The 24212-nt window shown below is 75.4% G+C and carries 22 protein-coding genes; 5 read left to right on the top strand and 17 right to left on the bottom strand.

Annotated elements, in window-relative coordinates:
* Positions 1-143: 143 nt before the first annotated feature.
* Genes ACJOT3_RS24210 through ACJOT3_RS24195 form a run of 4 tightly spaced genes read right to left on the bottom strand, consistent with a single transcriptional unit; the run spans position 144 to position 6047 of the window.
* Complete coding sequence (locus ACJOT3_RS24210) at positions 144-1763, bottom strand: RAMP superfamily CRISPR-associated protein (RefSeq protein ID WP_406975398.1); 1620 nt, start codon at positions 1761-1763, stop codon at positions 144-146.
* On the bottom strand, positions 1760-3565 hold the full coding sequence (locus tag ACJOT3_RS24205) for a hypothetical protein (RefSeq protein ID WP_406975397.1): 1806 nt from the start codon (positions 3563-3565) through the stop codon (positions 1760-1762). Before ACJOT3_RS24205 ends, ACJOT3_RS24210 begins: the two co-directional genes overlap by 4 nt.
* Positions 3562-4227 (bottom strand): hypothetical protein, encoded by a 666-nt coding sequence (locus ACJOT3_RS24200; RefSeq protein ID WP_406975396.1) that lies wholly within the window; start codon positions 4225-4227, stop codon positions 3562-3564. Before ACJOT3_RS24200 ends, ACJOT3_RS24205 begins: the two co-directional genes overlap by 4 nt.
* Positions 4224-6047 (bottom strand): hypothetical protein, encoded by a 1824-nt coding sequence (locus tag ACJOT3_RS24195; RefSeq protein ID WP_406975395.1) that lies wholly within the window; start codon positions 6045-6047, stop codon positions 4224-4226. Before ACJOT3_RS24195 ends, ACJOT3_RS24200 begins: the two co-directional genes overlap by 4 nt.
* A 261-nt stretch (positions 6048-6308) precedes the next feature.
* On the opposite strand from ACJOT3_RS24195, the gene ACJOT3_RS24190 reads away from it, so the two are divergent.
* Positions 6309-6482: a hypothetical protein gene (locus ACJOT3_RS24190; RefSeq protein WP_406975394.1), complete on the top strand. Its 174-nt coding sequence runs from the start codon at positions 6309-6311 to the stop codon at positions 6480-6482.
* A 307-nt stretch (positions 6483-6789) separates the two neighbouring features.
* Here ACJOT3_RS24190 and ACJOT3_RS24185 read toward each other — a convergent pair whose 3' ends face one another.
* Together ACJOT3_RS24185 and ACJOT3_RS24180 are read right to left on the bottom strand one after the other, a co-directional pair.
* Positions 6790-7746: a CRISPR system precrRNA processing endoribonuclease RAMP protein Cas6 gene (locus ACJOT3_RS24185; RefSeq protein ID WP_406975393.1), complete on the bottom strand. Its 957-nt coding sequence runs from the start codon at positions 7744-7746 to the stop codon at positions 6790-6792.
* A 74-nt stretch (positions 7747-7820) separates the two neighbouring features.
* On the bottom strand, positions 7821-8351 hold the full coding sequence (locus ACJOT3_RS24180) for a DUF1697 domain-containing protein (RefSeq protein ID WP_406975392.1): 531 nt from the start codon (positions 8349-8351) through the stop codon (positions 7821-7823).
* An 84-nt stretch (positions 8352-8435) separates the two neighbouring features.
* Here ACJOT3_RS24180 and ACJOT3_RS24175 point away from each other — a divergent pair, with 84 nt between their 5' ends.
* Positions 8436-9443 (top strand): hypothetical protein, encoded by a 1008-nt coding sequence (locus ACJOT3_RS24175; protein ID WP_406975391.1) that lies wholly within the window; start codon positions 8436-8438, stop codon positions 9441-9443.
* A gap of 23 nt (positions 9444-9466) precedes the next feature.
* Here the strand turns inward: ACJOT3_RS24175 and ACJOT3_RS24170 are convergent, their stop codons facing one another.
* Entirely contained in the window at positions 9467-11242 is a 1776-nt protein-coding gene (locus tag ACJOT3_RS24170) for a monocarboxylic acid transporter (RefSeq protein WP_406975390.1), read from the bottom strand.
* On the bottom strand, positions 11239-11721 hold the full coding sequence (locus ACJOT3_RS24165) for a DUF485 domain-containing protein (protein ID WP_406975389.1): 483 nt from the start codon (positions 11719-11721) through the stop codon (positions 11239-11241). Before ACJOT3_RS24165 ends, ACJOT3_RS24170 begins: the two co-directional genes overlap by 4 nt.
* Before the next feature lie 504 nt (positions 11722-12225).
* Between ACJOT3_RS24165 and ACJOT3_RS24160 the strand changes: the two genes are divergently transcribed.
* Positions 12226-12489: a hypothetical protein gene (locus ACJOT3_RS24160; RefSeq protein ID WP_406975388.1), complete on the top strand. Its 264-nt coding sequence runs from the start codon at positions 12226-12228 to the stop codon at positions 12487-12489.
* Between the two features lie 167 nt (positions 12490-12656).
* Here the strand turns inward: ACJOT3_RS24160 and ACJOT3_RS24155 are convergent, their stop codons facing one another.
* The 6 genes from ACJOT3_RS24155 to hutH all read right to left on the bottom strand — a co-directional run bounded on the left by ACJOT3_RS24155 (position 12657) and on the right by hutH (position 21069).
* Positions 12657-13745 carry a GNAT family N-acetyltransferase gene (locus ACJOT3_RS24155; RefSeq protein WP_406975387.1) on the bottom strand — a complete coding sequence of 363 codons (1089 nt, stop codon included), beginning with the start codon at positions 13743-13745 and terminating at the stop codon, positions 12657-12659.
* A gap of 285 nt (positions 13746-14030) precedes the next feature.
* The gene (gene hutI, locus ACJOT3_RS24150) at positions 14031-15236 is read right to left on the bottom strand and encodes an imidazolonepropionase (protein ID WP_406975386.1); all 1206 of its coding nucleotides are present in this window, start codon (positions 15234-15236) and stop codon (positions 14031-14033) included.
* On the bottom strand, positions 15233-16585 hold the full coding sequence (locus tag ACJOT3_RS24145; protein ID WP_406975385.1) for a formimidoylglutamate deiminase: 1353 nt from the start codon (positions 16583-16585) through the stop codon (positions 15233-15235). The genes hutI and ACJOT3_RS24145 overlap by 4 nt, the downstream gene beginning before the upstream one ends.
* Positions 16582-17787: an allantoate amidohydrolase gene (locus ACJOT3_RS24140; protein WP_406975399.1), complete on the bottom strand. Its 1206-nt coding sequence runs from the start codon at positions 17785-17787 to the stop codon at positions 16582-16584. The genes ACJOT3_RS24145 and ACJOT3_RS24140 overlap by 4 nt, the downstream gene beginning before the upstream one ends.
* 52 nt (positions 17788-17839) lie before the next feature.
* Positions 17840-19498, bottom strand: a complete 1659-nt coding sequence (gene hutU, locus ACJOT3_RS24135) for a urocanate hydratase (RefSeq protein WP_406975384.1) — start codon at positions 19496-19498, stop codon at positions 17840-17842.
* A gap of 23 nt (positions 19499-19521) precedes the next feature.
* A complete protein-coding gene (hutH, locus tag ACJOT3_RS24130; protein ID WP_406975383.1) occupies positions 19522-21069 on the bottom strand; it encodes a histidine ammonia-lyase in 1548 nt (515 codons plus the stop codon).
* A 104-nt stretch (positions 21070-21173) separates the two neighbouring features.
* Between hutH and ACJOT3_RS24125 the strand changes: the two genes are divergently transcribed.
* Complete coding sequence (locus ACJOT3_RS24125; RefSeq protein ID WP_406975382.1) at positions 21174-21932, top strand: IclR family transcriptional regulator; 759 nt, start codon at positions 21174-21176, stop codon at positions 21930-21932.
* Here ACJOT3_RS24125 and ACJOT3_RS24120 read toward each other — a convergent pair.
* Positions 21929-22612 (bottom strand): hypothetical protein, encoded by a 684-nt coding sequence (locus tag ACJOT3_RS24120; RefSeq protein WP_406975381.1) that lies wholly within the window; start codon positions 22610-22612, stop codon positions 21929-21931. The two genes, ACJOT3_RS24125 and ACJOT3_RS24120, sit on opposite strands and share 4 nt — an antisense overlap.
* A gap of 146 nt (positions 22613-22758) precedes the next feature.
* Here ACJOT3_RS24120 and ACJOT3_RS24115 point away from each other — a divergent pair, with 146 nt between their 5' ends.
* Positions 22759-23031: a hypothetical protein gene (locus tag ACJOT3_RS24115; protein ID WP_406975380.1), complete on the top strand. Its 273-nt coding sequence runs from the start codon at positions 22759-22761 to the stop codon at positions 23029-23031.
* Between the two features lie 262 nt (positions 23032-23293).
* Here the strand turns inward: ACJOT3_RS24115 and ACJOT3_RS24110 are convergent, their stop codons facing one another.
* Both ACJOT3_RS24110 and secG read right to left on the bottom strand, forming a co-directional pair.
* Positions 23294-23665 carry an RNA polymerase-binding protein RbpA gene (locus tag ACJOT3_RS24110; RefSeq protein WP_073381179.1) on the bottom strand — a complete coding sequence of 124 codons (372 nt, stop codon included), beginning with the start codon at positions 23663-23665 and terminating at the stop codon, positions 23294-23296.
* An 81-nt stretch (positions 23666-23746) separates the two neighbouring features.
* Positions 23747-23983, bottom strand: coding sequence for a preprotein translocase subunit SecG (gene secG, locus ACJOT3_RS24105; protein ID WP_406975379.1), 237 nt, complete (start codon positions 23981-23983; stop codon positions 23747-23749).
* Positions 23984-24212: the final 229 nt, after the last annotated feature.

Raw genomic sequence — 24212 nt, 5'->3', positions numbered from 1 at the left:
CGGGCCGGGCGGCTCGGGCGGCCCGGGCGGCCCGGTGTCGAGCAGGCGGCAGCGGACTCCGCGGACGAAGACGTCGTCGAAGACCGCGTCGATCTCCGCGGCGTCCAGTCGGCGCACGGTCACCCCGGCGGGGGCGTCGTCGGTCACGGTCGTCCTCCTTCCCATCGGGACTCGGGCTCCGGCTCGCCGGAGCCCGAGTCACCGGACACCAGGGGGCGCAGCGCGGCCACCCACCCCCGGACGGCGGCCGCGTCCGGGCCGTCGGGGTCGAACAGCGCCGCGACCAGGTCGACCCGCTCGGGCGGGCCCTCGCCGTGGGACACCAGTTCCGCGCGGACCGCGCTCACCCGGCCGTGGCCCACGCCCGAGCCCGAGCCCAGCGTGTCGAAGGGCACCGTCGCCAGGTCGCGGACGACGAGCGCGCACAGGCCCAGGATGGCGTCGTCGGGGTCCTCGATGTCGAACACCGCCTCGGCGCTCCCCCCGCACTGGAGGTCGTCGGTGAAGAGGCGCCCGTCCACGGAGTCCCCGAACAGGGGGTCCACGGTCATCCGGGTGGCCGTCACCATCGCACCGCCGGTGATCACCGGGACCTCGCGCAGCCGCACCCGGGAGGGCCGGGGCGCGGCGTCCCGCACCGGGGTGTCGGCGCCCCACCAGTGGCCGAACCAGTCCCGCAGCCGCGGCCCGGACCCGCCCAGGGCCTGGGCGGCGTCGCGCACCGACCGCGCCGCGATCCGCTTGACCAGGGCGAACAGGGCGGTGTCGCCGAGCACCGGCGCGATGTGCACCTCGCCCTTGTCGGGGTCCTCGACCACCGGGCGCTCCCGGTGGGCCCGGTCCACCTCGCCGAGCCGGTCGCCGGCGGGGATGTCCCCGACCGACAGCAGGCCGGGCCGCAGGGTGCCCGGCGGCGGCGCCAGCGGGTCCTCCCGCTCGGCCACCGCCAGGGACAGGCGCAGCTCGGCGCGGCGGCGCCGGTCGGGGGCGGCGACCCGTGCCGCCACGTGTGCGGCGGTGCCGGTCCGGCCCGCGGCGCGCAGCTCCCGGCCCAGGGCGTCGGGCAGGTCGGCGGGGGCGTCGGCCAGGGCGTCCTCGCCCGCCCGCCACCGCTCCCGCCAGGAGACGCCGTGGTGGGCGAACCAGTCGTGTTCGTCCCCCAGGTCCAGGCGGCGGGCCGCCCAGTGGGTGGCGCGGACCGCCCCGTGCCCGCGGCCGGTGCGCCCGCCCGGCCGGACGCCCGCGCCGCCGATCCCCTCGGCGGCCAGTGCCAGCAGCGTCAGCAGCCGGGCCTCGTCGGCGGGGGCGGGCACCCGCAGCCGCAGGTGGACGACGAACACCGTGCCCGCCGGGAGGACCTCCCACTGCCACAGCAGTCCGGGCCGGACCGTCCCGGCGGCGGGGTCCACCCTGGTGCCGGTGCGCACCGCCACCCCGGTGCCCTCCGGCAGGCGCGCGAACGCGTCGTCGACCTCCAGCGCGCTGGCCCGGGGCGCCGCCCCGTCCTCCTCGGCGGCCCCGAACAGCTCGCCGACCCGGCCGGGGTCGGCCACCCGTCCGGCCAGGGCGTGCCGCAGCAGCCCGGCCAGGGTGGTGGCGCGCAGGCGGGGCGCGCCGGTGCGCGGGTCCCGGTCCAGGTGCAGGTCCACGTCGCTCTGGGCGGCGTGCCGGGGCACCGCCTGGGCGGCGCCGATGTGGGTGTCGGAGAGCAGGCACCAGCGGCCGGCGACCTCCCACAGCACCCCGGGTCTGACGGTGTTCACCGGCGGCCTCCCTGGGCGTGCGCCGCGTCGCGGGCGCGCAGCACCCGGGCGGTCTCGGCCAGCCAGGAGGAGACGAGCGCCAGGCACAGCCGGGCGGCGGTGCGGCGCTCCCAGTCGCGGGCCCGCGGCGAGAGCCCGGCCGGGTCGTCGCGCGGCGGCAGCCCGTCGGGCAGGGACAGGTCGACGGCGGCGATCGCGGCCGCGTAGGCGGGGCTGTGGGCGGGCCGGGGGCGGTTGGCGTCCCACCAGTCGACCGCGGCCCCCGCCCCGCCGATCCCGGACAGCCAGCCGCGCACGGGGATCGGCGGGCTGCCGGGCGGCACCACCCGGGCCCGGGCCAGCGCCCGCACGGCCCGGTCGTGCAGGGTCTTGGGCGTACCGGTGCCGGAGCGCTCCCCGGTCAGGACCGCGGCCAGCCCGTCCAGGGCGGCGTCCGCGCCGTGGTGCGGGTGGGTGAGCGCCTCCCGCAGCCGCCCGACCAGGCTGGGGGTGAGGGGTTCCAGGCGGCGGGCCGACCGGCGGGCCAGCATCCGGGCGTGGTCGCGGACCGGTCCGGCGGCGGCGTTCCACAGCAGTTCGTCGTACAGGGCGGCCAGGCCCGGCTCGTCCCACTCCAGGGGGCCGTGCGCGGGGACGATGCCGCCGTCGGGCAGGGCGACGGTCCCGGCGGGCCGCCCCACCAGGGGCACCGTCTCGGGTGCGGGCGGCAGCGGGCCCCGCGGGGGCGGGTCCAGCAGCACGAACTGGCCGTGGCCGTCGATCACGCGGTCGCCCAGCGGGTCGGCCTCGATCTCCCGGACCAGGGGGGCGGGCAGGTCGCGGTCCAGGCGCAGCCGCACCACCGCGCCGGGTGCGGCCGCCCGCCGCTGGGCCATCGGCCCGTGGTAGCCGCGGTGGTAGGCGCCGACCACGGTGGACTCCACGTGGGAGGCGACCACCCGCACGTCGGCCCCCGGCAGGTGGCGTTCCAGGAGGGCCCGGACCTCGCCGGGCAGGGCGCCGGGGGTGTACTGGCCGTGGGCGCCCACCACCAGGGCCGGGGACAGCAGCAGCAGGTCGACGGCCTCCCCCGCCGCCCAGGAACGCCGTCCCGCCGGGCCCGCCCGGTGCGGGGAGACCGGGGTGCCGGGGTCGGCCGGGGCCACGCGCACCCCGCCGTGGGCGCGGGTGCCGCCCGAGCCCAGGGTGAGCGCGCCCTGTGCGGCGTCGAGCACCCCGAGGACGCGTTCGGCGAGCTCCACCAGGCCCGCGGGGTCGTCGGCCAGCAGCTGCCAGCGCGCCTCGAAGACCTGGCCGGAGTCCAGGGCCGTGGTGAAGAAAGGCACCCCCCGGTCGGGGTCGCCGGTGCGGGCCCGTCCCAGGTAGCGCTCGGTGGTGGTGCGCACCCGCGCCCGCAGCGTCCGGTCCAGGGTGATGGGGTCGCGCACCGCCCGGTAGGGCACGGTCGGGTCGGGGTCGGCGAACACGTCCGCCATGGTGTCGCTGTTCTTGCCCAGGGTGTACAGGTAGGCGGGCGGCGGGTAGGCCGTGCGGGCCCGGTCCAGGCCGGGCAGGTCGGGGTCGGCGCCGGGCTCCAGCCGCGGGTGGGCGGCGGCGAACCGGATGCGGCCGCCGTCGGCGACCCACGCGCGCTGCTCCTCGTGGAGCCCGGCCCGGCGCAGCGCCGCGGCGAGCATCCCGCGCTGGGCGCGGCCGCCGATGACGTGCTCGGAGTCGATCCGCAGCGGGTCGAAGGAGGTGCGCACCACCAGGGTGTCGGCCAGGACGTAGCGCAGCGGCAGGTAGCCGCTCACCCCGCTCACCGCGGTTCCCGCACGGGCGGGGCGGCCAGCCGCAGGGTGAGCGCGTCGGGGTCCTCGTCCGGTGCCCCGGCCAGGCGCACGTCGACCCGGCCCCGGCCCCGGGTGCCCTTGAGGCCGATCCCGGTGGTGGCCAGGCAGGCACGGGCCAGCAGCCGCCAGTGGTCCGGTCCCGGCTCCTGGGCCCAGGTCAGCGCCGCGGTCAGGACCAGGTCCGGCAGCAGGACCCGGTGGGTGCGCAGCCGCCCCGGTTCGGCGGCCCCGTGCGGGCCGACCTCGATCCCGGTCTCCAGCACGGTGTGGGCGTCGGTGACCGCGCGGCGCAGCACCGCCCGCGCCGACTCCGACCGGCCCGCCAGGGCGCGGGCGACCGCGGCGCGCACCGCGTCCCCGGTGACGGCGTGCCCCACCCGCAGCATGCGGTCGCGGCCGTGCGAGCGGCCCCGGCCGAACACCTCGCCCACCGCGCCCTCCAGGCCCGGGGACACCGCCAGGGCGCGCTGGGCGCCCGCGCGCAGGCGCGCCGCCAGCCGGTGGCGGGGCAGGTAGGGCAGTCCGTGGTCGTCGGTGACCACGTCGGTGTCGGCCCCGGTGCCGTCGGCGCTGGCGCCCACGAACAGCGCGGGCGAGGCCAGCCGGACGACGATGCGCTCGGGGGCGCTCACCGGGGACCACCCCCGGGGCCGCCGCGGGCCGCCGAGAGGCGGGGGTCCAGGGCGCGGGACAGCCCCGGGTCCAGGTACAGGTCCATCATCTCCACGGCGTCGAGCAGGCCCGCGGGCTCCCAGTCCCGGGGCAGGTCCACCGGGCCGCCGGTCACCCGGGCGCGGCGGGTGATCTCCGCGGCCGGGTCGGTGCCCGACTCCAGCAGCGGCACCAGCGAGGAGATCAGCCAGCCCCGCCGCCGGGAGTCGCCCTCCGCGGTCAGGCTCCCCGGGGTGTCGGGGTCCAGGTACCGGTCCAGGAAGCGGGTGAACCCGGTGCCGGTCAGCGGCAGGCCGGTGCGCGGCACCGGGCCGCGCCGGGCCGCCTCCAGGCGGGCGAGCACCCGGTCGACCCCGTCGACCCGGGTCGTCCACGCCACCACGTGTTCGTCGGGGGCGCCGCCCTCCATGGCCGCCACCCGGTGCCGCTTGGCGGTGCGGCACATCGCCTCGCACAGGTCGTGCCCCAGGGACAGGGGCGCGCCCACCGGCTGCACCGCGACGCCCACCCCCACCGTCGGCACGAACGTGGTGTGCCGGTGCCCGCCGGGTCCGGCCACGGTGCGCCCGCCACCGCGTGGGTCTCCACGCCGGTCGCCGTACGCGGCGGCCAGCGTGCGGTGCAGCGCCGTGCGGGGGTCGGCCGGGTCGCCGATCCCCTCCGGGTCCGCGTCCAGCCACTCCAGGGCGTACCGGACCAGGGGCAGGGCCAGCCGCGCGTCGCACAGAACGGTCAGGTCGTCCCCGGCGACCACGATCGGCCGCACCGGCAGCCGGACCGGGCCCGACGGCTCGTGGTCCAGGGCGATCGAGCGCGCCCCGCCCGGGATGACCGGCTCCCGGCCCGGGTCGGCGCGCACCGTCGCCGCCACCGCCCGCACCAGCACCCGCGCCAGCGCCCCGGTGAGGTCGGCGATGCGCTGCGAGAGCCGCCGCTGCGCCAGGGCCCCGGAGCCGGGCACGCCCCGGTCGCCCGCCCGCTCCCGGTACTCGCCCAGGACCGCGCCGAGCCCGTTGACGTCCAGGTGCACCACCGCGATCCGGCTGACCCCGCCCGGTTCCCGGCCCAGCCGGTCCACCTCCATCGGCAGTGCCAGCCGCGGCGCCCCGGTGGCGGTGACCGCCCCGGCCGCCCAGGCGGCGCTGTGCGCGCGGTGCCAGCGGCGGCCGATCCCGCGGGCGCGCGCCACGTCGGCGCTCACCCGCTCGGGGACCCCGGGCCGGTCGTCCTGGGCGCGGCTGGGGTCGAGCACCTCGGCCGGGCCGCCGCCCACCGCGCACACCGCGGTGATGCCGTAGCCGTGGGCCGGGTCGTGCAGGGTGGACATGTGCCCGCGCGCCCGCCGCAGCCGGTCCGGCAGCACGGCCAGGGCCTCGTCCACGTCATGGGGCCGGGCCGCCTCGTCGTCGGGGGCGCCGGGGCCGTAGGGGACGTGCGCCACCACCGGGGTGAGGTCTCCGGCGCGTTCGCGCAGCACCCGGGTGTAGCGGGCGGTGAAGCGCCGGGCCGCCGCCGCGTCGGGCAGCACCACGGTGAGCGCGCCGCCCGCGTCGCGCAGCACCGTGCAGTCGTCGGGGACCAGGCCGGCGATCCCGCGCACCGGGTCGGAGGTGTCGGTGAGCTCGGCGACCAGGGCGGCCCGGCCCACCGCGTCCAGGATCCGCCGCCCGCTGTACACGTAGGCCTGGATACCGCGCAGGTCCACACCGACCAGCACGCCCCGCGCCGGGGGCGCGGGCACGCCGACGGCGGACCGGTGCGGCTCGGAGGCTGAGGTCACCGTGTCGATACTCCTCGTAGCGGGGCAGGGCGGGGGCAGGGCGTGGGCCGGTGAGGACGGGACCCGTCCATCACTCTCGGACGGTGGCGCCCCATCGACGGCCACGGGCCTCAACCCTTACCAGTCGGACGGTTGCGGAGCATCCCCGGGGAAGGGGTTGGCCCGAACCGGCCAGCGCCGGAACGGGCCCGGGCGGTCACCGGCCGTGTCTGTCCGAGAGGGTTTCCATGCACGAACCGCCCACGGCTTGGAGGTTCCCCGGTGTCACCGCACACATCCGAGACGATCGCCCCGCACGAGCCCGCCCCGACGGCCCCGACGGCCCCGGCCGGCCCGGCGGCGCCCGCCCCGCTCACCCCGCAGGACCTGGTCCCGCACCTGCGCGACCTGGCGCGCTCCCTGCGGGAGCGGGCCGCGGACCACCGCCCCTCCTGACCCGGACGGGCGGCACCGCCCGCGGTCACCCCTCCCCGGAACGCCCCGACCGGAGCGGTTCCGCACCGGGTCCCCCGGCCCCACCCCGCCGGGACCCGAACGGCGACGAGATCCACCGCCCCCGCGCCCCTCGACCCCGCGTGCAGGCGGCCCGCCGGTCCGGTCACCCCTCTCCTCCGCGCCCCGACCCTCGCGCGTGCGCGAAAACGACGACGGCCCCCACCCCCGTCCACGGAGTAGGAGCCCGTCGCCCCTGACGACCTCTCCCGTCCGCCGTCCTCGGTCGGAAAGGCCGCTGGTCTGTGGGTCAGTCGAAGAGCAGTCCCCCGAACTCCTCCAGTTCGGCCACCGCCGCCGGCGCCTCCAGCGGCCCCGGCTCGGGCCGGGCGGCCAGCCGCTGGGGGGCGCGGCGGATCCGCTGGGCCACCGTCCCGGTGGCCGGGGCGTCCCGGGTCACGGTGTCCACCAGCACCGAGCCGAAGCCCTGCGCCGTGTACTTGCCCACGCCGGTCAGCTCCACCAGCTCCAGCAGGGCGGTGAAGACCTCGGCGTGCCGCCGGTCCCCGCCGGTCAGCTCCAGGCGCAGCGCGCCCTGCCAGCCCAGGACCGTGCGGCCCTCGGCCTGGTGGTGCTCGGCCAGCCGCACCTCCTCACCGGGGACGGGCAGGCGGCGCACCAGGTCCATGGCCTCGAACGCCGACTCCAGCCAGGGCCCCGACAGGGCGGGCGGCGCGAACCGGGCGACCGCGCCCATCGCCCCGCTGCCGCCGACGATCCCGCCGCCGGAGCGGTGCACGGCGCCGAAGATCCGGCGCGGCCCCGGCCACACGTGCGGGATGCGCTCACCGGAGGCGTCGCGGGTGGCGGTGACCACGGGGGTGCGGCTGCGCAGCTCGGCCGAGCGGACCGGCACCGGTCCCGGCGGGCCGCCCAGCAGCTCGCCGTAGTCGCGGTCGAAGGTGCGGGTCACCGAGAGGGGTTCGAGCAGGTGGTCGCCGATCCGCTGGACCCGGCCCACCGCCTCCTCGGGGTCCAGGGGCGGCGGCGCCGCGTCGTCCAGCCAGGTCAGCGTCCAGTGGTGGAGCCGGTCGCCGAGCGGGGCGGGCCAGCCGCTCATCGCCCACCGCTTGGCCAGCGCGTGCTCCTCGGGAGGGTGCGGCCACCAGCGGTTGAGCAGGCCGTGGCAGTCCTCGGGGCGGATCGGGCGTGCGGTGTCGGCCTGGTCGCGCAGGATCACGGTCCATCGTCTGGGCACGGGCACCACCGTCCTTTCGAGGATCGCGCCGTGGATTTCTCTCGGACAGATGTTTTCTCTCGGACGAACATTTCGGCAAGGTGTCAGGCGCGGGTCATCTCCGCGAGTTTCAGCACCGTCCGCCAGTTGCGCCCGGTGACGAACCCGTCGGTGTGCCGGGCGACCACGTCGGGCAGCCTGGCGAAGCGCAGGCCCTCCTCATGGGCGGTGTAGGCCTCGGTGGCGGTCACCGCGAGGCGCTCGCGCGGGTACGACCCCGGGTCCAGGTCCGACAGCGCCGCCGTGTCCAACGTTCCGGAGCAGAACAGGACGAGGAAGCGGGAGTGGTCGCCGACCTCCAGCGGGTTGGCCGCCACGGCGGCGGCGAACTCCTCGGTGGTGCGCACCACCGCCCCGATCTCCAGCCCGAACCGTTCGCGCAGCCCGGCGGTGACGGCGGCGGCCACCGCCTCGGCCCCCTCCTCCCCCGAGGTCGCCACCGCGTTCCCGCTCTGCAGGTGGGTGGCGACGTCCCGATAGCCCAGGTCGCCGAGCAGACCCCGCAGGTCGGCCATGGCGATCCGGTTGTGCTTACCGACGTTGATCCCGCGCAGCAACACCACATAGACGCTCATGCGGCCATTGTGCCGACCTGTGCCGACGGCCCAGCCCGTACGCTTGTGAGCGCCGCGCTGTTGCACCGAATCCCCGGAGACGCCGTGACCCGTCTGAGCCACACGTTCGACCTCGCCCCCGCCGACCGGGAGACCGTGGACCGGATCGTCGCCGGGCTGTACGAGGTGGCCGAGGCCTGCCGGTTCGACGGCCGCGGCTGGCTGCTGCCGCCCGACGAGGCGGACCTCGCCCCGATCGTCGAACGCGCCGGGGAGCTCGGCCTCATCGACGTGCGCGAACGGGAGAAGCGGCTGGCCCAGCGGGACGCCGCCATCACGGAGCTGCGCGAGGGCTCACCCGACCCCGAACGCCGGGAGGAACTGGAGATCCTGGCGTCCCGGCTGGGGTTGCAGCTCCAGACCGGCCGCCACCTCCAGGAGCGCGCCCACTACCTGGTCGCCGAGCTCTCCCCCGACGGGATCCCCGTCGAACCCGGCGACGACGAGGCCAAGGGGTGGAGCAGCACCGGTGTCGGCGTCACCTCCTGGGACCCGTGGGGCCGGGCCGCCGTGGAGTACGCCATGCCCGACACCGTCGGCACCGGCGAGGCGCCGGTGACCTGGGGGTCGGTGTCCCACGACGGGGCGGCCGGCACCCTGGACTGGACCCTGGACATCCGGCTGCCCGGGCGCGGCGCCCGGCTGCGCTCGGCCTCGGCCTCCCTGCACCTGAACCTGGACGCCTGGTACGCGGCGCTGGAGAACGGCCCGGTGCCGCCGGTGCACCTGACCGCCACCCACGCCATGGCCCGGGTGGAGGGGTGGGTCAACCCGACGCTGACCCCGCAGGGGCGCTGGTCGGTGGAGACCGTCCTGGACGTGCGCGGCCGAGGCCTGTACAAGCCGTTCGTGGCGGCGGCCCTGTGGGCGACGCGCGTCTCGTTCCGCAGGCGCGACGCCCGGATCCGGCGGGAGGGCGGTGGCGAGCCGACCGTGGCCGACCAGCTGGAGCAGGCGGCCCGGGCCTGGGACGCGGCGGTGCGCTCCGCGCCGGAGATCCCGGCCCTGCTGGCCGAGCTGGCCCGGGTCCTGACGCGGGCGAGCCGCCCCTGACCCGGGCCCCGGGCCGCTTCCGGTCACTCCTGGTCGGCGCCCCAGCCGGTGAGGGAGCGCACCCGCAGCTCGGTGAACCGGGCGCTGTTGCGCTCGGGCGAGAGCAGGCTGCCCACCACCGCGCAGGCGAACCCGACGGGCACCGCGATCAGCGCCGGGTTCTCCATGGGGAAGAAGCCGATGTCGATCCAGGACGGCAGCACCGACAGGTTCTCGCCGGTGACGGGGTCGGTCTTGCCCGACATCACCGGTGAGAACAGCATGAGCAGCAGCGTGGCCGACAGCCCGCCGTAGATGCCCCACTCCACACCCTTGGTGTTGAACCGGCGCCAGAACATGGTGAGCACGATGACCGGCAGGTTGGCCGCGGCCGCGATGGCGAAGGCCAGGCCCACCAGGAACGCCACGTTCTGTTCCTGGGCCTGCACGGCCAGCAGGATGGCCACCGCGCCGATCAGGCAGGCGGAGAAGCGGGCCACCGCCACCTCCTGCGACTCGCGCGGGCGCCCCCACATGAGGATGTGGCCGAACAGGTCGTGGGCGATGGAGGAGGACGAGGCCAGGGTGAGGCTGGCGATGACCGCCAGGATGGTGGCCAGCGCCACCGCCGAGATCAGCGCGAGCAGCACCGCGGCGCCGACCGGACCGGCGGTGAGCCGCCCCAATTCCTCGGCGAGCATCGGCACCGCGCTGTTGCCGGAGGGGTCCAGCGCCAGGATGCGCTCGGAGCCCACCAGGGCGGCCGCCCCGAACCCCAGGGCGAGGGTCATCAGGTAGAAGACCCCGACCATGACGATGGTGCGGTTGACCGAGGAGCGCGCCGAGCGCCCGTCGGGCACGGTGTAGAAGCGGATGAGGATGTGCGGCAGGGCGACCGTGCCCAGCACCAGGGCCAGGCCCAGGCTGATGAGGTCGAGCTTGTTGAACAGCGTGGTGGCCGGCTCCCCCGCCACCTCCACGCCGAAGCGCAGCCCCGGTTCCAGGAACGCCGTCCCGTGGCCGCTGGAGTCGGCGGCGGCGCCCAGCAGGGCGCGCGGGTCGAATGAGAACATGGCCAGGACCAGCACGGTGAGCAGCCCGGTGGCGCTCAGCAGCACGACCGCCTTGATGATCTGGAGCCAGGTGGCGGCCTTCATCCCGCCGTACATGACGTAGACGATCATCAGCACGCCGACCAGCACGATCGCGGCGGTGCGGGCCTGGGCGGCGTCCACGCCCAGGAAGGTGCCGCCGTCGTGCAGCCCGAGCAGGACCGACACCAGGGCGCCGGCGCCGACCATCTGGGCCACCAGGTAGAACACGCACACGGTGACGGTGGAGACCGTGCAGGCCAGCCGCACCCGCATCCGGCGCATCCGGAAAGCGGGCAGGTCGGCCATGGTGAACCGGCCGGTGTTGCGCATCAGCTGGGCCATCGGCAGCACCAGCAGCCAGGCCACCAGGAAGCCGATGGAGTACAGGAACCCGTCGTAGCCCTGGAGGGCGATCATCCCGGCGATGCCCAGGAACGAGGCGGCGGACAGGTAGTCGCCGGTGAGCGCCAGCCCGTTCTGGGTGCTGGAGAAGCCGCGCCCGCCTGCGTAGAAGTCGACGGCGCCCTTGGTGGTGCGCCGGGCCCGGATGGTGATGGCCAGGGTGACCAGGACGAACAGGGCGCACAGCCCGATGGTCCAGGCGTGCGCGGCGCCGAACCGGCCGTCCAGGGCGGTGGGCGCGGTGAGGAGGGGGGAGGCCAGGGCGTGAGCGGTGCCGTCCCCCGTGACGGTACCGGTCAGCCCGGCCCCTGCGGCCGCGGTCATGGGTGCACCGCCGTGCCGTCCGGCCCGCCGGGCCGCCCGTCCGGTCCGGACCGGCGCGGGCGGGCGCCCTCGGCGGCCCGGTCCCGGACCTGTGCGGCCAGCGGGTCGATGGCGCGCGTGGAGAAACGGCCGAACGCCCAGGCGAGCACGAAGGTGAGCAGGAACTGGCCTATTCCCATGACCAGGGCGACATTGACGGATTCGACGATCTGCACGCTCATGAAATCGCGCGCGTAGGCCGACAACAGCAGATAGGTCATGTAACTGCCGAGGAAGGCGGCGACCAGCATGCCGGCCTGAATTGCGAATCTCCTTCGTAGTTTGATGAAGCTCGGATCGACGGACATACGCTCGCAGGCGTGGGCGATATCGGCCTGCGCGCGCCGCCGCGCCGCCGCCGACCTGCCCGGGGGCGCGTGGAGTTCCCCTCCGGAGTCCGGTACGCGCCTTCTGTAGACGCCCTCCATGTAATCGACCACGGCCCTCCCCCTGAATTCGCCTTCTCCCGGGCACCGCTCCCCCGCGATCCCCGGTACCGCTCGGCGCGCCGTCCGCGGCGGGCGTGTGCAGACCCCCGCACCGCACCGCAGGCGCTCCCCTGTTTCCGAACGGTACGGGCAACACCCTAATCACGGGGGTGGGCCCGTGTTCACCAAATACACAAATCGGCTGGCGGAAATCACCGGGCGCCGTTCCGGGAACGGACGAAGAAGAAGTGAGGGGCACGGAAAGGCCCGAATCATCGCACAGCGCGCGACCCGGACCACAGGAGCACGGAAGCGGAGAAGGAGCGGAGAAGGACCTGTTCAACGCGGACGCACCGGAGTCGTCGGTCCGCAACGGTCCCTGGTCTTCGCTAGGCTTCGGGGCGACCCCGAACCCTTGCACGGCGAACCCGGTGAACATCCGGCCGTTTCGTTCGTACAGGTGTATGATCAGGGGGTCTGCACTGTTCAACGCGATACCGAAGGGAAATCCCCGCCGTGGTCACCGAGGTCTTCACGCGCAAGTACTGCGATCCCCACGCCGTCCGCGAGGAGAAGGTCGAGGCGACTGAGGTCATCCAGTTCGCCTGGGACGGCACCGTCCGCGAGGTCGACGCCTGCGCCGACTGCTTCAAGGAGCACGAGGCCCGCTTCGAGCCGCTGGTCGACTACTCCCGCCCGGTCAAGAAGCGCCGCGTCACCAAGAAGTCCGCCGAGTCCGCGGGCACCGAGGCCGACGAGAGCGCCGAGAGCGGCGAGTAACACCCGCGCCCGGTCCTGCACCGCCCGCGACCGAACGCGCACCCGAGCACTCCTCCACGGACGAGCGCTCCCGTGCCCCAGGAGATGACCTCGACGCGTCGAGCACGAACGGGGGCCGGCGGCACCCCCGGTGCCGCCGGCCCCCGTTCCGCGTGTGCGGCCGGCGGTCAGCCCTGGCCCATGAGCCGGGCCAGGCGGCCCTCCCGCTCACCGGAGGGGCCGGACTGCACCGCCTCGGCGACCGGGAGGCGGGCGTGCACGTACGAGCCCTCCTGCATCCGCACCGAGGCGCCCAGGCGGCGCATGATCCGCAGCATCGCCGTGTTGGACAGGGTGGTCTCCGCCCGTACCTCCGCCAGCCCCCAGTCGGCGGCGATGACGGTCAGCGCCCGGGCCAGCGCGGTGCCCACCCCGCTGCCCTGCCAGGCGTCCTCCACCAGGAACGCGATCTCCCCCACGCCCGGGTCCAGCGTGTACATGAGGTGGCCCAGGGCCACCGGCTCCTCCTCGCCCTGCGACCGCACCGCCAGCGTCAGCCCGCGGTCGGGGTCGCAGAACACCCGGAGCATCTGCGGGGTCGGCTCGGTCATCCCCGCCAGGTAGCGCCCGCGCACCGTCTCGGGCGTGCAGCGGCGGTGCAGGTCCACCACGGCGGGCGCGTCCGTCTCGCGCACCTGGCGCAGCGACAGCGCGACCCCGGTGTCGGTGCGGACGATCCGGTCGGTGGGCACCGGGCCGGTGGAGGGCATCACCGAACGCACCAGGGCGTCGGCGCGGCTGGACTCGGTCCAGGTGAAGGGGCGGGAGGCGCGGCGCACCAGCACCCCGCGCAGCGGACCGACCGGCACCAGCATGGAGGTGCCCGGCTCCAGCTCGTCGGAGCCCTCGGCCCGGGTCAGGTTGGTCCAGCCGGCCTCGTCGGCCATCAGCAGTTCGGCCAGGGCCTCGGGCAGGCGGTTGGGGTGGGCGCGCAGCCGCGCCGTCAGCAGCAGGGCGCGCGTCACGTCGTCGCCGACCTCGCGCCGGTGGGCGGGGACCGCCGTCACCGTGCCGGTCGGGCAGTGCTCCTGGAGGGCGCGCAGCGCCGCCCCGTGCTCGCCCGGGATGTCCACCACGAACTCGTCGACCACACCCGAGACGTCGGTGTGGATGGACAGTCCGACGATGTTGCCACCGCGGCCCGCGAGGGCGTCGACGAGACCGGCCAGACCGCCGGGCCGGTCCTCGACCGCGGTCCTGATGCGCCACAGACCCACTGCGTCCGCCCCCTGGAAAAGATGTTCCCGCCGCCGCGGGGACGACGCTGTCCCCGCGGCGGCGGGACGCGCACCGACGTGATTCCAGGTTGGGGGGCGGAGGTTTCCGGGACGTTAGGCTCCCGTTGAGTTCTCTGTGCTTGCTTCGGGCCTCCGCTCCTCCCACCCGTCAAGAAGTCAGAAGGTCCTCAACGGATGGCCTACGGCCACAGACCTTTCCTCGAAGACGTCCGCTCCGGACCTCCAGAACCCCGTGGGCTCCCTCGCGGGCTCCGGACCTGCGGCTCAGGGGCGGCCGTGGGCCAGGACGCCGTCCTTCCACACCGCCGCGACCTGCGGGACGCCCGGCCGGTAGGCCAGGTAGAGGTGGTTGGGCGCGTCCAGCAGCACCAGGTCGGCGCGGGCGCCCGGGGACAGCCGGCCCACGTCGGTGCGGCGCAGCGCCAGCGCCCCGCCCGCGGTGGCCGCCCACACCGCCTCGTCCGGGGTCATCCCCATGTCGCGCACCGCCACGGCGATGCAGAACGCCAGGCTGGAGGTGAAGCACGACCCCGGGTTGCAGTCGCTGGCCAGGGCCACGGCCGCGCCCGCGTCGATGAGAGCGCGCGCGTTCGGGTAGCTCTGCCGGGTGGAGAAGTCCACCCCCGGCAGCAGGGTGGCCACCGTCGGCTCGGGCCGCTTGCCCGCCTGCGCCAGGGCGTCCACGTCCTCGGCCGACAGGTAGGTGCAGTGGTCCACCGACGCCGCGCCCACCTCCACCGCCAGCCGGACCCCCGGGCCCTCGCCCAGCTGGTTGCCGTGCACGCGGGGCAGCAGTCCGCGTTCCATCCCGGCGGCCAACACCCGGCGCGAGGCCTCCTCGTCGAACGCGCCGCGCTCGCAGAACACGTCGATCCACCGCGCGTGCGGGGCGCACGCGTCCAGCATCGGGCCGGTGACCAGGTCCACGTACCCCTGCGGGTCGTCGGCGTACTCGGGGGCCACCACGTGCGCCCCCAGGAAGGTGACCTCGTCGGTCACCCGCCCGGCCACCTCCAGGGACCGCGCCTCGTCGGCGACGGTCAGCCCGTACCCGGACTTGACCTCCAGGGTGGTGGTGCCCTGGGCGCGCGCCTCGGCGGTGAACCCGCGCGCCCGGGCCAGCAGCTCGGCGTCCGAGGCCGCCCGGGTGGCCGCCACGGTGGTGCGGATGCCCCCGGCGGAGTAGGGGGTGCCGCTCATCCGGGCGGCGAACTCGCGGCTGCGGTCGCCCGCGAACACGATGTGGGAGTGGGAGTCCACGAACCCGGGGATGATGCACCGCCCGGCGGCGTCCACCCGCGCGTCGGCGGCCGGGGCCCGGTCGCGCGGACCGGCCCACGCCACCGTCCCGCCCTCGATGACCAGGGCGGCGTCCTCTACGGCGCCGACCACCCCCTCCCCCAGGTCCGGGTCGTTGGTGACCAGTGTGGCGATGTCGTCGATGAGGATGCTCACGGGCACGTCGGTCACTTGAGAAGCTCCTTGATCACCGTGTCGAGGTCGTGGGCGAGGTCGGGCATCCGGGTGTGGGCGCCGCCGCGGACGGTCCAGCGGCCGTCGGCCATCACGTTGCGCACGTCGCAGGCGTCGGCGGCGAACAGCACCGCGTCCACCCCGCGCGCCGGGTCGGCCCCGGCCAGGCGCACCCCGTCCAGGGGCACGTTGACCAGGTCGGCGCGGGCGCCGGCGGTCAGGGTGCCCGCGTCGTCCCAGCCCAGGGAGTGGTGGGCGGTGGCGGCGCGCAGCAGGTCGCCCGAGCCCAGGGTGCCCCGGCGGTGGGTGCGCAACCGCTCGTGCAGTTCGACGGCGCGCGCCTCCTCGAACATGTCGATGCGGGCGTGCTGGTCGCTGCCCAGGCTCAGCCTGCGGGGGTCCAGGTCGCCGGTGCGGGGCAGGCCGTCGGCGAGGTCGCGTTCGGTGGTGGGGCACAGGCACACCACCGACCGGGTCTCGCGGACGGCGGCGACGTCGCCGTCGGTGAGGTGGGTGGCGTGCACCAGGCTGGTGCGCTCCCCCAGCAGTCCGGCGTCGCCCAGCACCGCGGTGGGGGTGCGGCCGTGGGCGGCCAGGCAGGCGGCGTTCTCGGCGGGCTGCTCCGACAGGTGGGCGTGCAGCGGGCCGCCGACCCCCGCGGCGGCGGCCGCCACCTCGGGCAGCGCCTCCAGCGGGACCGCGCGCACCGAGTGGGCGGCGGTGCCCAGCAGGGCGTGGCCGGGCAGCGGCCCGAACGCGCGGACCCGCTCGGCCCACCCGGCGGCGTCGCCGTCGCCGAACCGCAGCTGGGGTCCGGCCAGCGGCCGGTAGGACCCGTCCGGCTCCAGCCCGCCCGCCAGGTAGCAGACGTCGAGCAGGGTCAGCCGCACCTCGGCGTCGGCGGCGGCCGCCACCAGCGCCCGCCCCATCTCGTTGGGGTCGGTGTAGCGGACCCCGCCCGGGGCGTGGTGCAGGTAGTGGAACTCGCCCACACAGGTCACCCCGGCCAGGGCCATCTCCGCGTAGACCGCCCGGGCCAGGCGCAGGTAGGTGTCCGGGTCGAGCCGGTCGGCCACCCGGTACATCACCTCGCGCCAGGTCCAGAACGAGCCGCCGTCGGCGTGGGTGCGCCCGCGCAGCGCCCGGTGGAAGGCGTGCGAGTGCGCGTCGGCCAGGCCCGGCAGGGTCACCCCGGGCAGCACCTCGGCGTCCGCGGGGGCGGCCGTCCGGGGGGTGACCGCGGTGAACCGGCCGTCGGCGACCTCCAGCAGCACCCCGGGTTCGGGAGTGCCGTCGGCGGAGCCGGTCCAGGCCCACTCGCACCACAGACGGGTCGGGGCGCTCATCGGACCGCCTCCCCGGTGAGCAGGTCGGACAGCACGTCGGCCAGGGCGAGCACCCCGGCGTGGCAGTCGTCCGGGCGCGCCCACTCGTGCGGGGAGTGCGACACCCCGGTGGGGTTGCGCACGTACAGCATCGCGGTGGGCACGTGCGCGGCCAGCACCCCGGCGTCGTGGCCGGCGCCGGTGGGCAGCACCGGCACCGCCGGGCCCTCCCCGGCGACCACCGCGCCGAGCCGGTCGCGCAGGCCCTCGGTGAAGGCCACCAGCGGGGTGCGGGACTCGGCGGTCACCGCCACCCGCACCCCGTGGTCGCGGGCGGTGCGCTCGGCGGCGCCGCGCACCCCGGCCACGACCGCCTCCAGGGCGGCCTCGTCGGCGGCCCGCGCGTCCAGCCAGGCGTTGACCAGCGACGGGATGGCGTTGGTGCCGTTGGGGGTCACCCGGGCCTTGGCGACGGTGGCGCGGGCACCGTGTTCGGCCGCCATCTCGCGGGCGGCCAGGATGGTGTGCGCGAACGGCAGCATGGGGTCGCTGCGGTCCTCCAACCGGGTGGTCCCGGCGTGGTCGGCGCGGCCGGTGAAGTCCAGCCGCCACCGGCCGTGCGGCCAGATGGAGGAGCCCACGCCGACCGCGTGCGGGGTGTCCTCCAGCGCCCGGCCCTGCTCCACGTGCAGTTCCACGAAGACGTCGAGCAGGCCCAGGGTCTCGGGGTCGGCGCCGATGCCCGCCGGGTCCAGCCCGGCGCGCTCCATCGCCGCCGCCCAGGTGGTGCCCTCGGCGTCGGTCAGGCCGCGGGCCCGCTCCGGGGAGATCTCCCCGGTGCTCAGCTGGCTGCCCAGGCAGGGGACGCCGAACCGGCCGCCCTCCTCCTCGACGAACACCACCAGGGCCAGCGGCCGCGCCGGGCGCACGCCGCGCCGGCGCAGCTCGTCCACCGCCGCCAGCGCGCTCACCACCCCCAGGGGGCCGTCGAAGGCCCCGCCCGAGGGCACCGAGTCCAGGTGCGAGCCGGTGGCGACGGCGCCCGGACCCGGGGTTCCCCACCAGGCCCACAGGTTGCCGTTGCGGTCGGTCCGCACGTCCAGCCCGCGGGCCTTGGCCTCCTGGACGAACCAGGCCCGGGCGTCGGTGTCCGCGCCCGCCCAGCTGAACCGGCGGTACCCGCCGTCCGGATCCCGGCCCACCGGGGCCAGGTCCGCCCACATCCGATCGAACGCCCCCGCGTCGGGGGCCGTGCCGTGCTGCGCCACCGGGACCCTACTCCCCCTCGCGCATCGGAACGCGGATGCCGTGGGCCCGGGCGACCCGCTCGGCCTCCTCGTACCCGGCGTCCACGTGGCGGATGACGCCCATGGCCGGGTCGTTGGTGAGCACGCGCTCCAGCTTGGCGGCGGCCAGCTCGGTGCCGTCGGCGACACTGACCTGTCCGGCGTGCAGGGAGCGGCCCATGCCCACGCCGCCGCCGTGGTGGATGGACACCCAGGAGGCGCCCGAGGCGGTGTTGACCAGCGCGTTCAGCAGCGGCCAGTCGGCGATGGCGTCCGAGCCGTCCTTCATGCCCTCGGTCTCCCGGTAGGGGGAGGCCACCGAGCCGGTGTCCAGGTGGTCGCGGCCGATCGCCAGCGGGGCGGAGATCTCCCCGGCCGCCACCAGCTCGTTGAACCGCTGCCCGGCGGCGGCGCGCTCGCCCTGGCCCAGCCAGCAGATGCGGGCCGGCAGGCCCTGGAACGCGACGCGTTCGCCGGCCATGCGGATCCACCGGCTCAGGTGCTCGTTGTCGGGGAACAGGTCCAGGATCGCGCGGTCGGTGCGGGCGATGTCGGCGGGGTCGCCCGACAGGGCCGCCCACCGGAACGGGCCCTTGCCCTCGCAGAACAGCGGCCGGATGTAGGCGGGCACGAACCCGGGGAAGTCGAACGCCCGGGTGAAGCCGCCCTGGCGGGCCTCGTCGCGGATGGAGTTGCCGTAGTCGAACACCTCCGCGCCCGCGTCCAGGAACCCGACCATGGCCTCCACGTGCGCGGCCATCGACTCGCGGGCGCGCGCCGTGAACTCCTCGGGCTTGGCGGCGGCCAGGCCCTTCCAGTCCTCGAACGCCACCCCGGCGGGCAGGTAGGCCAGCGGGTCGTGGGCGGAGGTCTGGTCGGTGACGATGTCGATGGGCGCCCCGCGCGAGAGCAGTTCGGGGAACACCTCGGCGGCGTTGCCCAGGACGCCGATGGACAGCGGGCGGCGCTGGTCGCGGGCGGCCGTGGCCAGCTCCAGGGCGTGGTCCAGGTTATCGGCGCGCACGTCCAGGTAGCGGTGCTCGATGCGGCGGTCGATGCGGCTGGAGTCGCACTCCACCACGATCGCCACGCCGTCGTTCATGGTCACGGCGAGCGGCTGGGCGCCGCCCATGCCGCCCAGGCCGGCGGTCAGGGTGATGGTCCCGGCCAGGGTGCCGTTGAACCTCTTGGCGGCGACCGCGGCGAAGGTCTCGTAGGTGCCCTGGAGGATGCCCTGGGTGCCGATGTAGATCCACGAACCGGCGGTCATCTGCCCGTACATGGTCAGGCCCTGGGCCTCCAGGCGGCGGAACTCGGGCCAGTTCGCCCAGTCGCCCACCAGGTTGGAGTTGGCGATCAGGACGCGGGGCGCCCACTCGTGGGTGCGCATGATGCCGACCGGGCGGCCGGACTGCACCAGCAGGGTCTCGTCGCCCTCCAGGTCGCGCAGGGACGCGGTGATGCGGTCGAAGCTGCGCCAGTCGCGGGCGGCCTTGCCGGTGCCGCCGTAGACCACCAGCTCGTCGGGGTGCTCGGCGACCTCGGGGTCGAGGTTGTTGTGGAACATGCGCAGGGCGGCCTCCTGCTGCCAGCCCTTGGCCGACAGGGTGGTGCCGCGGGCGGCGCGGACGGTGCGCGGAGTGCTCATGGTGCGGTGTCCTCCAGGGGGCGTTAGTGCAGCGGGGTGACGGACTCGGCGGCTTCGAGGAGCGAGCCGTCGGTGATGAGCTCGGCGACCCGGGCGATCTCGGGGGCCAGGTAGCGGTCGGGGCCGGGGCCCGAGACGTGTTCGCGCAGGGTGCGCACGACGGCTCCGGTGGCCGGGCCCGGCTCCAGCGGCGAGCGCAGGTCCAGGGCGCGGGCGGCGGTCAGCAGCTCCACGGCCAGCACACCGGTGAGGCCGTCGACGGCGCGGCGCAGCTTGCGGGCGGCCGACCAGCCCATGGACACGTGGTCCTCCTGCATCGCAGAGCTCGGGATGGAGTCGACGCTGGCGGGCACCGCCAGGCGCTTGAGCTCGGAGACGATGGCGGCCTGGGTGTACTGGGCGATCATGTGGCCGGAGTCGACGCCGGGGTCGTCGGCCAGGAACGCGGGCAGCCCGTGCGAGCGCGACACGTCGAGCATGCGGTCGGTGCGGCGCTCGGCGATGGAGGCCACGTCCGCGACGGCGATGGCAAGGAAGTCGAGCACGTACGCCACCGGGGCGCCGTGGAAGTTGCCGTTGGACTCCACCCGGCCGTCGTCCAGCACCACCGGGTTGTCGATGACGCTGTCCAACTCCCGGCCGGCGACGGTGAGCGCGTGGGCCAGGGTGTCGCGGGCGGCGCCGGCGACCTGGGGGGCGCAGCGCAGCGAGTAGGCGTCCTGGACCCGGTTGCAATCGGGGCCGCGGTGGGAGGCGACGATCGGGGAGTCGGCGAGCAGGGCGCGCAGGTTGGCGGCGGAGGCGGCCTGCCCGGGGTGGGGGCGCAGCCGCTGGAGGTCGGCGGCGAACACCCGGTCGGTGCCCAGCAGCGCCTCCACGCTCATGGCGGCGGTGATGTCGGCGACCTTGAGCAGCCGCTCCAGGTCCATGCAGGCCAGGGCCAGCATGCCGAGCATGCCGTCGGTGCCGTTGATCAGCGCCAGGCCCTCCTTGGCGCCCAGCTCCACCGGGGTGATGCCGGCCTCGTGCAGGGCGGTGTAGGCGGGCTTGAGCTCCCCGGCGGCGTCGCGCACCTCGCCCTCGCCCATCAGGGCCAGCGCGACGTGCGACAGCGGGGCCAGGTCGCCGGAGCAGCCCAGGCTGCCGTACTCGTACACCACGGGGGTGATCCCGGCGTTGAGCAGGGCGGCCAGGGTCTCGACGGTGGCGACCTCCACCCCGGTGTTGCCCGAGGCCAGGGTGCGCAGGCGCAGCAGCATCAGCGCGCGCACCACCTCGCGCTCCACCTCGGGGCCGGTGCCCGCGGCGTGCGAGCGGATGAGCGAACGCTGTAGCCGAGCCCGCAGGTCGGGGGCGATGTGGCGGGTGGCCAGCGCGCCGAACCCGGTGCTGACCCCGTACGCGGGGACCTCGCCGCGGGCCAGGGTCTCGACCCGTTCGCGGCCGTGGCCGACGGCCTTGCGGGTCTCCTCGGTGAGGGTGATGTGGGCGCCGTGGCGCGCGACGGCCAGGACCTCGGCCGGGGTGAGCGGGGCGCCGCCGACGGCGACGGAAGCAACTGCTGTGGACATGCCCCCATTCGACACCCCGCGCCACCGCCGCCACAGGCCCGACACGGCCATTGTGTCCGAGATACCAGACAACCGCCCCGGCCGGGTCGTGGGACGATCGGGGTATGAGCATCGTGCCGGCGGCGACCCGGGCCCTGCGGCTGCTGCGGTTCCTGGCGACGCGGTCGGGGCCGGTGTCGGCGACGGCGATCGCCGCGGAGCTGGGGATTCCGCGTTCCAGCGTCTACCAGCTGTTGGAGGCGATGGCCGAGGAGGGGTTCGTGACCCACCTGCCGGAGGAGCGGCGGTGGGGGCTGGGGGTGGCCGCCTTCGAGATCGGCTCGGCGTACCTGCGCCACGACGGGATGGAGCGGCTGGCGCGGCCGCTGCTGGTGCGGCTCACCGAGACCACCGGCGCCACCTCGCACCTGGGGGTGCTGCACGGCGCCGACACGCTGTACCTGCTCAAGGAGCAGCCGCCGCACGCGCCGTCGCTGATCACGGGGGTGGGGGTGCGCCTGCCCGCGCACCTGACCGCGTCCGGGCGGGCCATGCTGGCGCTGCTGCCGCGGGCCCAGGTGCGCGCCCTGTACCCGGGGGCGGCGGCGTTCACCGACCGCACCGGGCGGGGCCCGGGCGGCACCGCCGAGCTGCGCCGGGTGCTGGCCGAGGAGGCGCGGCAGGGCTGGTCGATGGAGGACGGCCAGGTGACGGAGGGGTTCGTGTCGGTGGCCGCCGCGGCGCTGGACCACAACGGGCGCCCCGCGGCGGCGATCAGCCTGACCGTGCCCAGCGCCCGCCCGGTCACCCCGCAGGCGCTGGCCGGGCGGGTGCGCGACGCGGCCGCCGAGCTGACGCGCAGGCTCGGCGGCCGCACCGGCTAGCCGGCCTTGGGGCGCACCCGCTGGACGATGTCGGGGAAGGGCGCCGTGTTCTCGATCATGCGCAGGATCTTCTCCTTGAGGTCCTTGGGCACCTGGACGTAGAACTGGACGGCCGCCTCCTTGTCCTCCTCCAGCCCCAGGGCGGCGGCGTCCTCGGCCCAGGAGGGCAGCTCGGGGTCGGTGCGGGGGGTGTCCAGCGCGAACTCGATGAAGTAGGTGGTCCGGTGGGCCACCACGGTCTCCTCGCGGATGCGCCGGATCTCGGGCCAGGCGATGAAGGTGCCCTCGCCCGGGAACCACCACTTGCGTTCCTGGAGCACCGTGACGCCGTCGCTGTCGGCGCTGATCCCCTGCCGGGTGATCCGCTGGGGCAGTCCGCGCAGCACGAACACGTTGCTCACCGGGCCGATGAACATCATCGTCAGGGAGGCCGCGACCCACAGGGCCACCGACCCGACCGTCGTCTCGTCGTTGAGCACGTGCCAGAACGTGGAGCCCAGGACCACCAGGAAACCGACGGTCAGGGTGGCCGAGAAGTAGCCCACGGCGATCCACATACGGGCGTTGGGCCCGCGCAGGCTGACGTACCTGCGCAGGTGGGAGACTCCGGCGGGCGGATGGGTCAGGTCCGAGGGGACGCCCCGTGTCACTGGGACGTCCGAGGGGTCGGGGGAAGCCATGGGTCCATTGTCCCCCTCGCCCGCCGTGCTCGGTGCGTCCGACATGCCCGCTTCTGCCGCCATATGGGAGGTTCTGCACCGTACGGTGCGGAACGATGCGGTGAAATCCCGGGTGGGGAGGGGAGCGGGCCGTTAGAGTCCGACCCATGAATCCCAATACGAGACCGGGCGTGAGCGAGTACGACACCGAGCTGAGGGCCGGTGGCCGGGTCGTCGTCCTGGACGGGATGGCCTACCAGGGGCGCACCGTCCTGGTGGAGGGCCCGGAGATGTTCGAGCCCCTGGAGCGCTGGGCCAAGGGGGTGGCCGAGGCGCTGGGCGAGCCGGTGACCTGGCGGGCCACGGACCGCAAGGGGGAGCTGGCCGGACGCGGCACCGTCCAGCCGGGCCCGGCGGCTCAGAACCTGCGCGCGCTCTGAGCACCGCATTTGGCGCACTGGAACTTGCGGTCGTCGCCGAGAATCCAGTCGTGGTCGCCGCCGGTCGGGCATGCGGACATGGACACCAACTCCTTGGGAGGGGGCTGCGAGGGGTCTGCGCTGCTCACTGTACGTCCCACGCACCACACCAGTCCCGAGAATGAGGAAATACCCCCTTGGCTCACCTTCCCCGTGGTACACGAGAACGCCGACGGGGCCCGTCGCACAGGCGACGGGCCCCGGGCAGGTCGAACAGGGGGAGCTAGTTGCGGGCGGCGCGCATGTGCGCCTCCACCGCGGCGCGGTCGGCGCGCAGCTTGGCCAGGGCCTCGTCGAGGATGAGCTTGCCCTCCTCGGCGCTGCGCCGCTCCTTCACGTACGCCAGGTGGGTCTTGTAGGGCTCGGTGCGCGGCGGCGAGGGGGGGTTCGCCTTGTCCTTGCCCGCGGGGAACCCGCAGCGGGGGCAGTCCCACTCGTCGGGGACGAGCGCCTCGCTGGCGAAACTGGGCACGACCTCGTGCAGGTTCGCACAGTAGAACGGGACCCGGATGCGCGGGGCGGCCTCGCCGCGCTCCGCCTCGCCCATGGGACCGGCTCCGACCCGGCTGCCACGGATGGCACTGCCACTACCCACGAAAAACTCCTTCGGAGAACACGCTCACCGGCAACTGTGGCGAGCTCGACTGTGGAGGGTGAGCACCCGCCGGGTGGCGGGTCACATCCCCCGGTTGATCAGCAGGCCGAGCACGACGCCGGAGATGATCCAGACGACGGCGATGATGATGGTCATCCGGTCGAGGTTGCGCTCGACCACCGACGATCCGCCGAGCGAGGTTGTGACACCGCCGCCGAACATGTCGGACAGGCCGCCGCCCTTGCCCTTGTGCAGCAGCACGAGGAGGATCAGCAGCACGCTGAGAAGCATCACGAAGATGGACAGACCGAGGATCACACGCTCACCCGTAGCTCGACCCCGCAGCGGGGGGATGGACACCTCGATCCCCCGCTTCCCTCCAGTCCCGTCGGTGCCGTCGCGGCACCGGCCCGGTTCAGGGGGAGAGAGGAGATCGGGGACGATTTCGGATTTTACCGTGCCCTGAGTGACACGGGTGGGGAAACGGCGAGGGACGCAGGAACCCCACAGCGAAGTGTAGCCCGACCAGGGGACCCGTCGGGCGCCC

Origin of the sequence: Nocardiopsis protaetiae (assembly GCF_045446735.1) — a bacterium.
Lineage (GTDB): Bacteria > Actinomycetota > Actinomycetes > Streptosporangiales > Streptosporangiaceae > Nocardiopsis > Nocardiopsis protaetiae.
The sequence above is the reverse complement of the archived record's forward strand: the minus strand, read 5'-3'. Positions and strand labels throughout refer to the sequence as shown.